12 protein-coding genes are annotated in these 15,177 nt (G+C 53.7%); 8 read left to right on the forward strand and 4 right to left on the reverse strand.

The window, feature by feature from the left end; translation table 11 throughout:
- Positions 1 to 22: 22 nt before the first annotated feature.
- Entirely contained in the window at positions 23 to 820 is a 798-nt protein-coding gene (locus G491_RS0106720; RefSeq protein WP_028314027.1) for a ParA family protein, read from the forward strand.
- Complete coding sequence (locus G491_RS0106725) at positions 804 to 1,904, forward strand: aminopeptidase P family protein (protein ID WP_028314028.1); 1,101 nt, start codon at positions 804 to 806, stop codon at positions 1,902 to 1,904. The genes G491_RS0106720 and G491_RS0106725 overlap by 17 nt, the downstream gene beginning before the upstream one ends.
- A gap of 17 nt (positions 1,905 to 1,921) precedes the next feature.
- Here G491_RS0106725 and G491_RS0106730 read toward each other — a convergent pair whose 3' ends face one another.
- On the reverse strand, positions 1,922 to 2,332 hold the full coding sequence (locus tag G491_RS0106730; RefSeq protein WP_028314029.1) for a DUF4405 domain-containing protein: 411 nt from the start codon (positions 2,330 to 2,332) through the stop codon (positions 1,922 to 1,924).
- Positions 2,333 to 2,998: 666 nt separating this feature from the next.
- Between G491_RS0106730 and G491_RS29740 the strand changes: the two genes are divergently transcribed.
- Positions 2,999 to 3,808 (forward strand): DAPG hydrolase family protein, encoded by an 810-nt coding sequence (locus G491_RS29740; protein WP_028314030.1) that lies wholly within the window; start codon positions 2,999 to 3,001, stop codon positions 3,806 to 3,808.
- Positions 3,809 to 3,970: 162 nt separating this feature from the next.
- Here G491_RS29740 and G491_RS36510 read toward each other — a convergent pair whose 3' ends face one another.
- On the reverse strand, positions 3,971 to 4,093 hold the full coding sequence (locus G491_RS36510) for a hypothetical protein (RefSeq protein WP_282705979.1): 123 nt from the start codon (positions 4,091 to 4,093) through the stop codon (positions 3,971 to 3,973).
- A gap of 275 nt (positions 4,094 to 4,368) precedes the next feature.
- Here G491_RS36510 and G491_RS0106745 point away from each other — a divergent pair, with 275 nt between their 5' ends.
- Positions 4,369 to 6,054, forward strand: a complete 1,686-nt coding sequence (locus tag G491_RS0106745; RefSeq protein ID WP_028314032.1) for a GmrSD restriction endonuclease domain-containing protein — start codon at positions 4,369 to 4,371, stop codon at positions 6,052 to 6,054.
- A 2-nt stretch (positions 6,055 to 6,056) separates the two neighbouring features.
- Positions 6,057 to 6,425 carry a hypothetical protein gene (locus G491_RS0106750; RefSeq protein ID WP_028314033.1) on the forward strand — a complete coding sequence of 123 codons (369 nt, stop codon included), beginning with the start codon at positions 6,057 to 6,059 and terminating at the stop codon, positions 6,423 to 6,425.
- A gap of 24 nt (positions 6,426 to 6,449) precedes the next feature.
- On the opposite strand, the gene G491_RS29745 is transcribed toward G491_RS0106750, so the two are convergent.
- Both G491_RS29745 and G491_RS0106765 read right to left on the reverse strand, forming a co-directional pair.
- Entirely contained in the window at positions 6,450 to 9,647 is a 3,198-nt protein-coding gene (locus G491_RS29745; RefSeq protein WP_051327081.1) for an MMPL family transporter, read from the reverse strand.
- Between the two features lie 957 nt (positions 9,648 to 10,604).
- The gene (locus G491_RS0106765; RefSeq protein ID WP_028314034.1) at positions 10,605 to 11,591 is read right to left on the reverse strand and encodes an NAD(P)H-dependent flavin oxidoreductase; all 987 of its coding nucleotides are present in this window, start codon (positions 11,589 to 11,591) and stop codon (positions 10,605 to 10,607) included.
- Positions 11,592 to 11,881: 290 nt separating this feature from the next.
- On the opposite strand from G491_RS0106765, the gene G491_RS0106770 reads away from it, so the two are divergent.
- From G491_RS0106770 to G491_RS0106780, 3 genes are all read left to right on the forward strand, one after another.
- Entirely contained in the window at positions 11,882 to 13,546 is a 1,665-nt protein-coding gene (locus tag G491_RS0106770) for an adenosine deaminase family protein (protein ID WP_028314035.1), read from the forward strand.
- A 22-nt stretch (positions 13,547 to 13,568) separates the two neighbouring features.
- A complete protein-coding gene (locus G491_RS0106775; RefSeq protein WP_028314036.1) occupies positions 13,569 to 14,549 on the forward strand; it encodes a HEAT repeat domain-containing protein in 981 nt (326 codons plus the stop codon).
- Positions 14,550 to 14,806: 257 nt separating this feature from the next.
- Positions 14,807 to 15,100: a type II toxin-antitoxin system RelB/DinJ family antitoxin gene (locus G491_RS0106780; RefSeq protein WP_035218031.1), complete on the forward strand. Its 294-nt coding sequence runs from the start codon at positions 14,807 to 14,809 to the stop codon at positions 15,098 to 15,100.
- Positions 15,101 to 15,177: the final 77 nt, after the last annotated feature.

Raw genomic sequence — 15,177 nt, forward strand, 5'->3', positions numbered from 1 at the left:
TTCTATCACGAGGGGGTCGAATATGAGTGCACAGCAGGCTCGAGTCATTGCAGTAGTCAACGAAAAGGGCGGTGTGGGCAAAACGGCGACGGTCATCAACCTGGGAGCGGCCCTTTCCAAGCAGGACAAAAAGGTTTTGATCGTGGACATGGATCCCCAGTTCAACGCCACCCACGGATTGGGCGTGGAACTGGACGAGGATGCACTCACCACCTACGAGGTTATGGTGGGCGACGACGACCTGGACCCGGCGGACGCGGTGGTCGCCACGAAATGGGCTGGCCTTGGCCTTGTGCCGTCCCACGTGGATTTGGCGGGCGCCGAGGCGGAGCTGATGGATCAGCCGGGCCGGGAAAATCGGCTTAAACGCCTGCGCCCCCTGGAAAAGGATTACGACTTCATCCTGTTGGACACGCCGCCCAGCCTGTCGCTTTTGACCATCAACGTGTTCACCTTCGCCAAGGAGGTGCTCATCCCCTGCCAGACCCATCCTTACGCCTTAAAAGCCCTGGACGATCTTCTGGACACCATCGAACTGGTTCGCGAAAACATCAACCCGGACCTTAATATCACCGGGCTGGTTCCCACTTTTTACGATCCGCGCACCCGGGTCAGCCGGGGCATTATGGAATTGCTGCAAGCTGATGAACGTTTTGAAGGCAAGATATTCGACACAGTCATCCGGTCCAACGCCACCATAGCGGAAAGCGCCTGGAAGCAAAAACCGGTTGTCTTTTTCCGTTCAAGGAGTTATGGAGCCCTGGACTACACTAATCTCGCCAAGGAGTTGTTAAAACGCGGCAATGGAAAAAAGAATTGAAACTTTAAGAAAACTGTTGGCCGACCAGCCTTTTGATACTTTTATGGTGATGGTCGAAGAAAACAGGCGCTATCTTTCCGGCTTTACCGGAGAGGACTCTCAGTTCGACGAGTCCTCCGGCTGCCTGTTCGTCAACCAGGATAAAGTCCTGCTGGCGACGGACTCCCGCTACACCACCCAGGCCGAAAACGAGTGCCCCCACTGTCAGGTATACACCTATGAAAAAGGGCTGGCCAAGGCCATGCCCGAAATTTTGGGCATGTTCGAAACCAAAAAGCTGGGCTTTGAACAGGTGCGCCTGTCTTACCTGATTTATCAGAAAATAGTAGAATCCCTGGACGACGCCCAATTCCAGGCGACCATGGTTCCCTCTTCGGACTTTGTGGAGCAGATACGGGTCATCAAGGATCAGTCGGAAATCGACGCCATGCAGAAAGCCCTGGCCATTTCCGAGCAGGCGCTGGCCGGCCTCATGCCCAAGATCGAGCCTGGGATGACCGAAAAAGCCCTGGCCTGGGAATTGGAAAAAGCCATGCGAAGCGCAGGCGGCGACAGCCTGGCCTTTCCCAGCATTGTGGCGTCAGGCCCCAACAGCGCCTTGCCTCACCACGGGGTATCGGACCGGGAAGTCCGTGAAGGGGAGTTTTTGCTTTTTGACTGGGGATGCAAAAAAGACGGGTATTGCTCGGACATCTCCCGCACCACGGTCCTGGGAGTTCCCAAGGACGACGAGATGAAAAAGATTTTTCAAACCGTTCTGGAAGCGCAGACCATGGCGACCCAGGCGGTGAGGCCGGGGATCAACTCCCGGGATGTGGACAACATCGCCCGCAAGCACATCGAAGAAGCGGGCTACGGCGGAAAGTTCGGCCACGGCCTGGGGCACGGCGTGGGCCTGGCTGTACATGAGGCCCCCAGGGTGAGCCCCCTGGCCAGTGTGGAACTCCAACCCGGCATGGTTTTCACCGTGGAGCCGGGAATTTACATTCCCCACTGGGGAGGGGTTCGCCTGGAAAATATGGTTGCCGTCACCGAAGACGGCGTGCAGGTGCTGAACAGCATCGGGCAGTTCTGGACGCCCTGAGCCATTCGGATTCCAACCTAATTGGATCTTCTATAACCCTGGCCCAGCTTCCAAGTCCCGGACTGGGCCAGGTTCGATTTTTCCGCCTGCCCGTAATGGGGTCGATCGTCAAAATCCCGGAACGCCTTGGACGGCGTGCTCATCAGACCGATCAGAAGCATGATTACGGAGATGACCGCGGCAATGGTCATGGGCGTGAGCATGGTATTTGCGTCCTTGGGGCCGGACTGCAGATGCTTCATCAGAATCGGCCAGTTGATTTGCACGTGCAATCCCGCCGCGACCAGGAAAAACAGGCCGAACATCAGGTGGATGTCCATCCATTTTCCCCGAAATCCAAACACGGCGATGAGCCCGGTCAATCCCACGCCCGCAAAGGCGAAGGTCATGCATGTAGATACCAGCTTGCGATATTCCGTTTTTTTCATTTTTTTGCCTCCTTCAAATGTCTCCCGCAAATTTAACCGGGGATTTTCGTACCACACCTGATCGGCCTTGTCTGTATGATAATTGTAAAGAAAAAGCGTGACCGTATGTAGAGCAGCCTGGAAGATTCGTTGGAAACCAATGAAGGCCGGCGGTCCGTGTAAAATGTATCATCTTAAGACATTATTGCGCCCTTACCGATCAAGGGTAGCACTGGCAGAGCAGTATCCTGCCAGTGCGCGCCAGCGCATGTAGTTCGACCCGTCAGGTTGTGGATTCCATGGATTGTTGGCGAAAGGAAAGCGTATCTAAAACAGATAAAATTTACAGAACAAAAATAACTATTAAATTTCAAATAGTTATATATGCATTCCCACGCGAAGCATGGGAACGAGTTTCTAACCGGCGCCATCCGCCGCCGACCATCCCCGATTCCTGCAATTTTTCCCGGCCGCGCCTTGTGTTGCTAAAGCGACACGGCGGCAAACAGCGCTGCCTGGGCCACTCGATACAAAGCGCTGCTAGCTTTAAGGCTGCATTGCGTCATTATCTCATAGTCAGCTATCGTCTTTTGAAAAATTAAGGAATATGGTATCCATCAAAGGATTTCTTCTCATAACTCCGACGGTAAATCAGGAAGCCAACCAATGGCGGCAGCAGAGTAAAAAATGAGCACTTCCGAGCAAAAGGAGCCCTACGCTGAATATTTCAGGCGCAAGCCAGCCGGGATTCCCGCGGAAACCCTTCGGGCAATCGAAAAAGGGCCGCATTCTCATGCTTTGGTATTGCCTTTGGAGGATATCAACGCCCTGCTGAGTCCGGGTTATCTGGATATAGAAACCGGCTTCTGCAACATGCCGGACGGCAGCGTCTATGTGGCCGTAAAAACGGAAATGCCCAAGGTGACGGGCGATATGCTGGATTGGTGGTTCTGGTGGCATCCCATGCAATCCCTGCGCTACAAAATCTGGTTCCCCCAGGCCCATTTCAGCGTCAGCCTGGACGCGGACCTTGAAGAATACTCCAAACGAAGCGGTCCGTACGCGGAACGATACTGGAATACCGCCAATTTTCCCAGGGAAGACGTTGGCGCTGGCGCCGAGACCTTGTCCATCAAGTTTGTGCGGCCTTCCGATTTTGGCTTTGACGAGTCTCGCTTTGAAAAAGCGGGCGTTGCAACGGTCTTTTGCGGGCTTGTGGGCTCCAAAAGCAAGCATGTCAAGCAGCACACCTTGATGTGCCATTTTGTGCGGAATGTGGACGAGGGCGTGGAAATGCGCAGCCGGTTCTGGATCGGCAAGAAAATCCTGGTATACGGCGATAATGAAAATTCGCCCGTTAACAGGCTGGCCAACACCAAGTTAATCAGGAAGATCGCCATCCCTAAAAATATCGGCCGATCCATGGCCATGCACTGCGCCCAGGAATACAACAATCTGGCGGAAATCCTGCCTGAGTTATACAGGGCCTATGCCTGACGGGACCCTGATGGAACCTAAGTTTTCCCTTGTCTTGCATGCCTGGAAGGCGCAAACAGAAGGGCGCGCCTACATTGTTTCATAAACCGAAATAGATAAATAAATATGTAGCGGCAGGCCCCCGTGCCTGCCCAAAAGACAGAGTAACTCGCGTTCAACCTCCTAAATTTTTTGAATAAAGGGTTTGCCGCCGCTGGCCTTGCCGGATTTCAGGGCGTCCAGGGCCTTGAACAGCATGCCGCCGCCCGAGCCCGCCCCTGAATCGCCGGACACAACGAAGCCCATGGCAACGCCCGGGAAAGCAAGTTCTCCCTTGGGATAGACCAAAGGATGTTGTTCTTTTTTTGTCAAACTGATTGATTTAAACGCAATTATGTACATCATATAATCATAAAATTTCATTTTTCTTGCTGTTAAAAATGAATTATGATATCCAATGTTTCAATCCTTCTTAAAATCGGCGCGCGTAAAATTCAACGTATTGATTTAAAAAAAGATGATTAGCTCACTGGGCGGAATGCAACGGGTGGGGCTATAAGGAGCAAAAAAGGAGCGAGTGAATGAAAAATCGAAGGCAAACCATTCGAAAGATCGTTGGTTTTTTGAATAACAAGGAAGAAGACGGAGGGTTCTGGCTTCCCAATATCCAGAGGCCCTTTGTGTGGGGGGAGGATCAGATTTGCCGGCTTTTTGATTCAATTTTACGTGAATATCCCATCAGCACTTTGTTGGTTTGGAAAACAACAAATAAAATTCGCCGTAGAAAGTTCATCGATAACTGGCAGGATTCGCTTCGTCCTCGTCTGAGCATTTTTTATGTCAATGAAGACGAGGCGAAAAAGTGTCTGGTCTTGGACGGACAGCAACGATTGCAAAGCCTTTTCATTGGTCTTTGCGGAAGTTTTAATAGTAAGGAGCTTTGCCTGAATATTTTAAGCGGTGAAATTGCTGCGCCGGATGACATCAAATATGAATTTAAGTTTATTGAGCCCGATGCCATTGCTTTTCCATGGGTTAATTTTAAAACCCTTGTTTTCACAGAAAGAAAGAAAAGAGTGATCCTCAAAGACTTGGAAGATGCGGCCGGGCGGGAACTTGATAGCCAGGAGCTTGACAAGATAGAGGATCACCTGGACCTTGTGGATAAAACGTTTAAAATGGATGAGGCCATTACCTATCAGGAATTGGATAGTATTGATAATCCAGACCTCTACAAAGAAGACGATGTCGTGGAGGTCTTCATTCGCGCCAACTCAGGCGGGACGGTGCTGGGTAAATCTGACTTATTGTTTTCTCTACTTACTGCAAGTTGGGAAGTTGCGGACAAGTCCATGGAAGACCTGCTGGAGACCTTAAACAGGCATGGATTTGCTTTTGACCGGGATTTTATCCTTAAAACCTGCCTCCTGTTATTGGGGCAAGGGGCAAGGTATGAGGTTAGCAAGTTTCGGAGAGAGGGGGTTAGGGAAGAAATTGAGGAAAAATGGAGTCGGATTGCAGATGCAGTCATGGATGTCTTGGACTTTGTTAGAGGCAAGACCTTCATTCAGTGTGACAAGGCTCTTCCCAGTTACCTCGTTTTGATGCCGCTTGTTATTTTACGGTATCATTTTCCTAAAGCATGGAAAACGGCCAAGGGCATCGACGCCTACCTTTTGCGTTGTTCACTGGTTGGGGCTTTCAGCGGACAGGCTGACCGGCTTTTGGATGCTTTGGATAAGAGAATCAAAATATCTCAAGCCTTTGATCTTGATGAAATCTTCGCATTGATTCGTTCCCAGGGTCGAAGTCTGGAATTGACTGAAGACCGGTTTTGGCAAATGGGATACGGCTCCAAAACCATCCATTTGCTGTTTAATATCTGGTATCAGGGAATTAACTATACGCCAGCTTACCAAAACAATATGCTTCAGGTGGATCATATTTTTCCTCAGTGTGCACTCAAGGCGGTAAAAGAAGTGAATCCGGAAACCGGAAGGATGCGGATGAAGTACTATGAACCGGATCGAAATCAACTTGCGAACTGCATGCTCTTGAGCCGGGATGAAAACGGACCGGGAGGGAAGTGGGATACTCTTCCCAAGGATTGGTTCGCAGATAAGGATGATGCATATTTAGACAGGCATCTGATACCCAAAAACTCCGCTTTGTGGGAAATGGATCAGTTTGAGAATTTCATTGAGGAGAGAAAAAAACTCATTGCTGCCAAGTTTTCGAATCTCATAGTTCCTTCCGCCAAGGGGTAGGCATGGGACGCAGCATGGTTCAGGCAGGTTGGTCTCCTATCCTGTCGCATAAATTTTCAAATACCATAACTCATGTTGGGGGGAACATGGCTGGCAAACATAGAGGCGCTTATTACACCATTTTTATATTTGTGTGTTTTCTTCCTTCGGCGATCCTTTCCTCCTTGTTAGTCAGAGGCTTTTTTTTCAATGCTAACGATGAGCGGATCTGGAGTTCGGTGTGGAGGTCCCTATTTAGCGGTGAACTGCATTTTAGCATTGGTGATGTGTTGTTGTCTTCAACCTTTGCAAAATTGGCTTCCACTTTCACGATCAGCGGTTTTGTGTGTGGATTCATAATTTTTACGATTATTATGGCAATTTGGGACTAAAGCCCGGCTATATCAAAATGTGGCTCACACTCTTTGAATAAACGGCTTGCCGCCGTTGGCCTTGCCGGATTTCAGGGCGTCCAGGGCCTTGAACAGCATGCCGCCGCCCGAGCCCGCCCCTGTATCGCCGGACACGACAAACCCCATGGCAACGCCCGGGCGCCAGCCCGAGACTCCGGCCTCGCAGGCCTCCTTCACCGCCGTGAACATATCCTGGCACGCGTCTTCCAGGGTGCATTCGTCCCGGTCCGAGACCAGCACGCCGAATTGGCGGTCGTCCAGGCGGGCCAGGACCGCGTGTTTGGGCAGCATTTTGGTGAGAAGCCTGCCGGTTTTTTCCAGCATTTGATCCGCCAGATCCACGGAAGCGGGCGCCTGCTCCGGCTCCTGCAGTTCCAAAATTCCCACGCCCACCTGATACCCGAATCGCTTGGACCGCTCCCCTTCCTTGGAAAGCTCCATAAGGAACGCGTCCTGCCCGGGCAGGCCGGTGGCGTCGTCCAACAGGCCGGCTTTTGCCAGGCTGTGGGTGGTGGCCTCCAGGCGGTCTGCCAGGATTCCCATGAGGTTGAAGCATAGCCTGTAGGCGGCGGGAGGATACAGCCATTGGAGGCGCCGGATCATCTTGCGGCTGATTTCCAGGACTTCCACGCCGTCGCCGGCAACCACCGTGGCGGACCGGGGCGCCTTGCGCACCAGCCCCATTTCCCCCACGATTTCACCGGCGGGAAGCAGGGCCACGTGCATGCGTTTTCGGAAGGACGTGGTTTCCCCGGCCTGTCCGCTGTCCAGCACCTCCATATTGCCGGACAGGATGGCGTACATGGACGCGCTGGGGTCTCCCTTGCGGAAAAGAATCTCGCCGGGCGCCATATTGCGCAGGCTTCCGGCCAGGAGCACATAATGGATCTGGTGCCGGCTGAGCCCTTTGAAGATGGGCATGCCCTGGTCTGGAGTGCGGCCCATGCGCAGCCTTATGACGTCCCACAGGGTGACGATGGGCACATGGAGCATGAGGGTCGGCAGCAGGATCAGGTCTCCCACGAGAGCTGCCATCATGGTCAGGACCATCATGACGCCGAACAGGGCCGTGGGCCGGAATCCCGAGAACACCAGCACGGAAAAGCCCAGGCCGATGGTCAACGTGGTGAACACGATGGGCCGGCCGATGGTCGCCAGGGTCTCGGCCAGGGCGCGTTTTTCGTCCAGGTCTTTTTTGAATTCGTCGTTATAATGAAACAGATAATGGATGGTGTCGTCCACGGCCAGACCGATGGCGATGCTGGCGATGAGGCTGGTGACCAGGGACAATTCCACGCCCATCCAGCCCATGATTCCGAAGTTCATGATGATGGGAAACATGTTGGGCAGGATGGCCGTCGCTCCTGCTTTGAAGGACAGAAACAGCAGGAACATCATGCCGAAAATCAGAACCATGGTGATGGACAGGCTTTTCACCTGGCCTTGGGTGACCAGATTACTGGTTGCGGAAATGACGATCCCGAATCCGGTGGCGCGGCAGACCGCCTCCGGCCCGAAGAATTGGCGGCAGATTGCCTCCATGTCGCGTTTGCCGTTCAAGAAGTCGCTGGACCCGGAAATATGAGTCAGAAGCAAAATATTGGCTGACGAAAAATCCTGGGTGACGAACCGGGCCAGGGTCTCGCCGCCGATCATGGTTTTCATGGTGTTTATGTCCATACGCACCATGTAGCCTTGCTCCGGCAGCACGTAGGCGTCGTCCTCGTATTGGTTGGAGGCGTAATGGGCCAGACGCAGGTAGTCGGCCACGGAAACGGCTTTATCCACCTTGTCCAGGCCGACTAAAGCGTCTGACAAACCGGCCAGTTTGGCCAGGTTTTCGGGATCTTCAAAAAAATCCGGGACGTCGGTCCGCACCACCACGTTGACCGGAAAGCTGCCGCACAAGTCTTTGTATACGGCGTGAAAATTTTGCAGCACCGGCGCATCGGCCCGGAAATACCGGCAGGGATTGGTTTCCACCCGGATTTTGAAAACGCCGATCAGACCCGCCACGGCCATGATGATGAAAAAGGCGAACAGCTTTTTTTGATGATGCAGGTTCAGGTGGATGACGCCCTGTAAAAAACGGTCGACCAAATCCTTTTTCCGCTCCCGTTGGGAGGCCTCGGGGGACGGATAGGCTGCAATCAGGGCCGGCAGCCAGGTTAACAGGATGATCAGCAGAAAAAACATGCCCACGCAGGAGAACAAGGCGAAATCCCGAATGGCGTCAATTCGGTTCACCACAAGGGACCCCAGGCCTACGATGGTGGTTCCCACGGCAAGGGACGTGGGCAGGCGCAGATCGCCGCAAACCCTTCGGGCGGCTTCCTCGGCTGTACAACCCTCCTCAACGGCACGGGCGTAGGCCGTGACAAAATGCAGGCAATAAGCCGTGCCCACGGCGATCAGGAAAACCGGCGTGATCATGGTGAGCATGGACAGGGCCGTGCCGGTCCAGCCCATGAGTCCGATGGTCCAGACCAGAGCCAGGGTAATGCTGGAAAGGGGGAAGAGCACGCCTTGCACGCTTCTAAACAAAATCAGCAGCAGGACGGCGATCACCCCGTAAGTGATGGGCGGCAGCCGGAAAAAATCCTGCTGGGTGTACCTGCCCAAAGCCAGGGATACGTTGGGCATACCCACGGAGTACAGGGACAGGCCGTTTTCCTCGTCTTTTAAAATGGCCGTAACCCGGTCCACCAGTTCCTCCGGATTTCGGGAATCGTCCAACACCAGGGTCAGGCCCGCAACCTTTTGATCCCGGCTTATCAATTGGGAATCGAACAGCTTGATTGGTCCTATGATGTCCTTGAATTTATCCAGGGTCATGCCGGTCGCCGCCATTTCCCGCAGGGCCGAAGGCAGGGAGATGGTTCTTTCTACGCCCGGAATCCGGGACAATCGTTTGTCCAGCCGTTCCAAATGGGCGAATGTCTCGGGCGCCAGGACGTTTTCCCCTTTGGCGACCACCTGGATGACCTGCTGCTCGCCGAATAGTTTGGTTGTCTCCTCGTAATATGCGGTTTCGGGCAGGTCGCGAATCACAAGGTCGTGGAGGGATGTCTTCAATTGGAGGCGAAACAAGCCCAGGCCCAGAATAACGGTCAACACCATCACCGCTGTCAAGGTCAGCTTGGGCGCCTTGAGGATGTGTTCCAAAATGGGGTCATAGGCGATGAATCGGAGCAATTTCATGGCCGAGGCCTCTTGGGCTATGGGTGGATTCCAATTATCAAGCAGGCGCGTGCAGAATGAAGGCGTGGAAACAGGGGGGAGAATGGAAAAAACGCGTCGCCTGGTTTTACGCCGTCTTGCGGGCCGCCAAAGAAGGCGTCCGCCATGGTCCGATTGCAGGCAAACGGCTCCTCAAACAGGAGCCTATATGAACAATATTTAATTATTACCTATTCCATATAGTGGGATCAAGCGCTTTTTACGGGGGCGATGAAAAATGGTTGGCGCCAAGCCTTGATCAGGCATGTTGAAGGTAAGCAGGATTTCGAGGGTGCGATGCAAATTCAAGATTCACTTCGTTAAAATGACAGGACGAGGCTGGGTCACCGTTTCCGGGAATGCGTCATGATGATTGCAAAAAAAGCAGTTATCCTGGCGCCTTCCCTCCACGGGGATGACGGAGAGCGGCCGCGGCCTGCGTAGGGTGGCCCAGGTAAGGCTTTTTTTGCCTGGGTTCGTAAGAACAAAAGGTGCGGCCGGGAAAAAATATGGAAAGAGGGTATGGTTGGCGGACGTATGGATTTGGTTGAATCCATGCTTTTGTTTGTGGGTAGGGCTTTCGTCCGCAGGAGATTGATGGTTTCTATCCCCTCAAAGGCCGCTCCTACTGCGCTGGCGCGTCCATTATCATCGGCGGCGGCATAGATCGTCATCCCGGCCAGGGGCGGTCTGTCTTTTCAAGACCGTCCCGCAAGCCGGGACCCAGTGCTATTGTGGAATTACCTTGGAATATGAATGCCTGTTTGACACAGCTCGATATAAGAATGCGCGTCTTGTCAAACGAGTTGAAAAACCAAAAATTCGTAACGAAATCCAGCAATTCGGACTGGCGGCGTTGGCTCTGTTTTTCGTTCATTCCCGTTAAGGGATACCTTGGAACCTAATGCTTTCGCTTGCGCCTATGTTTTAAAGCCCCGCCTAATCAAACGCGTTCAGGTTTTTTGTCATGATTTCCTTGGCCTCGGAAACCATGCCGTCCAGCAGCTCCTTGCAGGTAAGCACTTCGTGAATCAGGCCGATGGACTGGCCGACCGGGATGAGGCCTGTGTCCATTTTGCCTTCCCGCCAGATGTCGTCCCCATAGATGCCCGAGATATGGGGCAGAATTTCCTCAAGCCCTCCGCCCCTGGCTTCGATTTCCAGGACCTTGGCGATGGATTCGTTCATGAGCGCCCGCCCCTGGAGCCCGATGGAGTTCCCGTACAGGACAGTGTCGTTTTCCTGGCGGTTGATCAATTCCTGATAGACTTTCTCATGCACCTGGCATTCTTTGGTGGCGACAAAACGCGTGGCCATGAGAATGCCGTCAGCGCCCAGGCAGAGGGCGGCGGCCAGGCTTCGGCCGTTCACCATGCCACCGGCCGTAATCACGGGGACGTCCACCTCCTCGGCCATGCGCGGGGTCAGGACCGTGGTCGCCACATTCTCGTTCAGGGGGTGGCCGCCTTCCTCCACGCCGGCGGCGATGACTCCGTCATATCCTGCTTTGGCAGCGTGCTTGCCGTGCCGCACCGAGCCGACCTTGTGGAAGATCTTGACTCCGGCGTCTTTCAGCAGCTTGAACCACACGCCGTCCTCAAAGCGATTCAACGGGGCGCCGGCGATCTCCATGACCGTGACTTTTTCTTCCGCGCAGGCCTCAAAATAGGCGTGATACTGTTTGTTGTCTATGCCGATGCTCGGCAGCAGGGTGACGTTCACCATAAAGGGCTTGTCCGTCAACTCCCGCACTTGGCGGATGGCCGCCGTGAAGTCCTTTTTGTCTTTGTACATGGCGGCCGTGAGGTTGCCCAGGCCTCCGGCGTTGGATATGGCCGCGCACAGTGGCGGGTAGGCCAGGCGCATCATGCCGCCGCAGACGATCGGATATTTGATTCCCAGCATTTCGGTCAATTTTGTTTTCATGGGGTCGCCTTTCTTGCTTTTTTTGCTTAATGGGGTTGCCATGGGGGGATCTGCCGTCAAACATCATCCCTCTCCCTAAACCCTGGCGTCAACCCTTTCTTCAACTTTTGGCTCTCAGCGAGGCTCCTATAGGCCGTCTTAATAGGCTTGGACGATGGCGTCTTGATTATATCCGCATAAAATAGTATTCATCATTGGCTTTGCCGCACCCGAAAACGCATTCAAGCAAATTCATAATCTCCTATCAGGGGGCGTTCCTTATTGAATCGGCCCCCGTGGATGAAGCGCCCATGAAATCGATCCGCAGGTCCATCGTTCTTTCTGTATTTATTGCCTGTTTAACCCTTTTTTACGGATGCACCGACGATGATAAAATCACGTATCCCGGCGCCCTCACCCTGTCCGACAAGCTGCAGCATCAATTTGCGCTCTATGATGAGGCGCAGGAGAAAATCCTTGACAGGATGACGGCGCGGAAAAGCGTGAAGGTTTCCAGGGAGGAATGGGAGGCCTGGCTGACTCCGGAAGAGGGCCTCGCCCTGACGGATGCCGACATGGAGGCGCTTATCCAGCGTCAGGAGGCCGTCATCGCGCAAAGCCGGCTGGAGGCCCTGGCGAAAACAAGCCTGGATCTTGACCTGATTCGCGGCGACAAGGACCTTGTGGAGCAATATTGCTATCAATTGCCCAAGGGCGGCATGCTCCACATTCATCCCGGAGGAACGCGAAACGCCCAAACGATCAAGGAAATATTGGAAGAGGTGAACCCGGTCATCGACGGCCCGACGCTTTTACTGACAGCCAATGACGGCGTTCTGACCATGCTCTATGATGATGAAATAGCCTTTTTGGAAAACCTTCCGGTCAAAGCCTATCTGGATTTTTCCGAGGCTGAAAAGGAAGCCATCCAGGCCCTGTTCCTTTTGCCGGAAGATCCCCCCACCCATGACTTCATGCGTTTTGAAGCGCTCTTTTCCATCAGCGATATTTTGGATTCCGACCCCGATAAGGTGGATTGGGTGGAGGAAAAAACCTACCTGGATTTCCTGGAGCGGGCCGCAGCCCAGAACGTCTCTTATGTGGAGTTCACCAGCGTCATGTGGCCTGACGCGGATACTTTCGACCAGTTGGAAGTCTGGGCGGATGACTGGCTGGCCCGGACAGGCGTTACCGTGCGTTGGAACTCCGCCTTTGTGCGCACCTTGCCCTATAACACCAACACCGCCTGGGCCCAGGCTTTTATCGACCTTGTGGAAGTCCATCCGTGCGACGTTCTTGTGGGCATCGACCTGTTGGCCAACGAAACCAACACGCCGGCTCTGGACACAGGCCAGAACATCTACATACCCGTTCTGGAAGCCGTCCTGAAAGGGCGCATCAGCATGCACCGCACCATGCACGCTGGAGAACTGGGCCTGGTGCATAATGTACGGGACGCCATGATCCTGGGCGCGGAACGGGTGGGGCACGGCGTGCTCATGGATCAGGATCCCCTGACCCTGGAATATGCAAGGCTGGTGCGCCGCCTTCCGGTGGAGATAAACCTCTACAGCAACTACCGCCTTCGGGTCATTACCGATTGGGCGGAGCATCCCTTCCTGGACTATCTGCGCCTGGGCCTGCCCATCTCCCTGTCCACGGACGACGAAGGCATGTTCATCACCGACATATGCAACGAATGCATGGTGGCCGTCCAAAACTCGGACATCACCCATGAAGAAATGAGGCGAATGTCCTTCAACGCCCTGGAAACCGCCTTTGCCAAGGAGGATGTCAAACAAGCGCTGATTGAGGAGCTTGAGGACGACTTTCTGGACTTTGAGGCGGATTGGGCCAGCATCGCCGCGCCGGCCAAAGGCGGCTTTTTGGACGATCAGGACGCTCCATTAAACGCCGCCGCCATGGCCTATGAGGTGAATGCAATGAATGAAGCGGGTTTTCAGGCGGCGCAATAGTTAAGCGAGGGAAACGATTGTTATGGCGCGCAAGCAGGATCCGGTTGAAATCCGATTGAAAATTTTGAGGGAGGAGCGCCGGGAGGGCGATCCCGACGAAATCCGCAAGAAGGTGCGGGAGGCGCTTAAAGACAAGCATCAATTAGTCGTCGCCCTGGCGGCAAAGTTCTGCGAAGAATACCTGTTTGAGGACCTGGAACCCGATCTCATCAAGGCCTATAATAGATTTTTGGCTAATCCCGTCAAGAAGGACCCCAATTGCCGGGCCAAGGAAGCCATTGTACGGGCCTTGGCGGCGATCAACTGTCAGGATGTCGTTTTTTTCATTGAAGGACTGAAATACCGCCAGCTTGAGCCTATATGGAATGATTTTACGGATACCGCCGTGGACGTCCGCGTGAGTTGCGCCATGGGATTGGCCAGCGCCTCCTATCCCAGGGCTCTTGTGGAGTTGGCGGCGCTTTTGAACGATCCCGAGGATCAGGCCAGAATAGGCGCGGTGCGCGCCATAGCAATCACCCAGCCTTTAGGAGCCGAAGCCCTGCTGCGATTCAAGGCCCTGTTGGGGGACCCCAACCCCGACGTCGCCAGCGAAGCCCTGGCCGGGCTGCTGCAGCTTGCTCCCCAGGATTCCAAGGAATTCGTCCACGGCTTTTTTCAGGACGACATGGACCTTGTGTTGCGAGAATCCCTGGCCTTGTCTTTGGGAGAATCCAAGACCGACGAAGCTCTGGAAATATTGCAGGAGCTTTGGGAGAATGAGCCTTACAAAAGGGAGCAGGATTTGGTTTTGCTGCGAGGCGCCGTATTGCATCGCAGCGAAAAAGCCTTTGACTGGCTGATTGACGTCATTTCCGAAGGCGACAGGAATATTGCGCTATTCATCATTGAGGAGCTTTCGATTTACAGCGCCAACGAGCAGCTCGCCGCCAAAATTCAATCCGCCCTCGCCCAATTCGACGACGAGGAATTGACCTCCCGCTTCGTTCAACTCTGGCAATGAATAAGAAATGGGATCAAATCGACGTTCGAATTTTAAGAGTCAGGAAATCCGCCAGGGAGACCGGGGGAGGGCGAGGCGCCATTCCTGATCATAGACCTTCTCAACGCAGCGTAGTTTCAGGGCTTGCCCTGCTTAGTTTGGTCGTCCGGGAGGAACAACGTCCTTCAAAGAAAGGAGGACTGGTCTGTGCTTGATGCCAGAACCTTGATTTGTGTATGATTTTGTATTACATTGTCATACAGGAAAGGAGGCGCTGCATGGAAAAAATAGTTCAAGCCCCTGGAAAACAGACCAAGGACGCCCTGGTTCAGGCAAGGGTGGACAAGGATGTGAAGGAGGCCGCCGCCGCCGTCCTGGCTGCTATCGGCCTGACTCCCTCCGCCGTCATACGCATGCTGATGAACCGCATCGCCTATGAAAAGGCATTGCCTTTTGAGCCCCTCATCCCCAATCAAGAAACCATTGAGGCCATGGAAGCCGCCCGGCGCGGCGATCTGACGAAGGTTGACTCCGTTGAAGATCTCCTGGGGTCATTGAATGAGGACGATTAACTATACTACCCGTTTTAAACGCGATTTTAAACGGGAAGAAATGGTTTCCCCCAAATTTTTTGTCGGGTCGCTGCGCA

It is taken from the genome of Desulfatibacillum aliphaticivorans DSM 15576 (genome assembly GCF_000429905.1).
In the GTDB taxonomy this organism is placed as follows: domain Bacteria; phylum Desulfobacterota; class Desulfobacteria; order Desulfobacterales; family Desulfatibacillaceae; genus Desulfatibacillum; species Desulfatibacillum aliphaticivorans.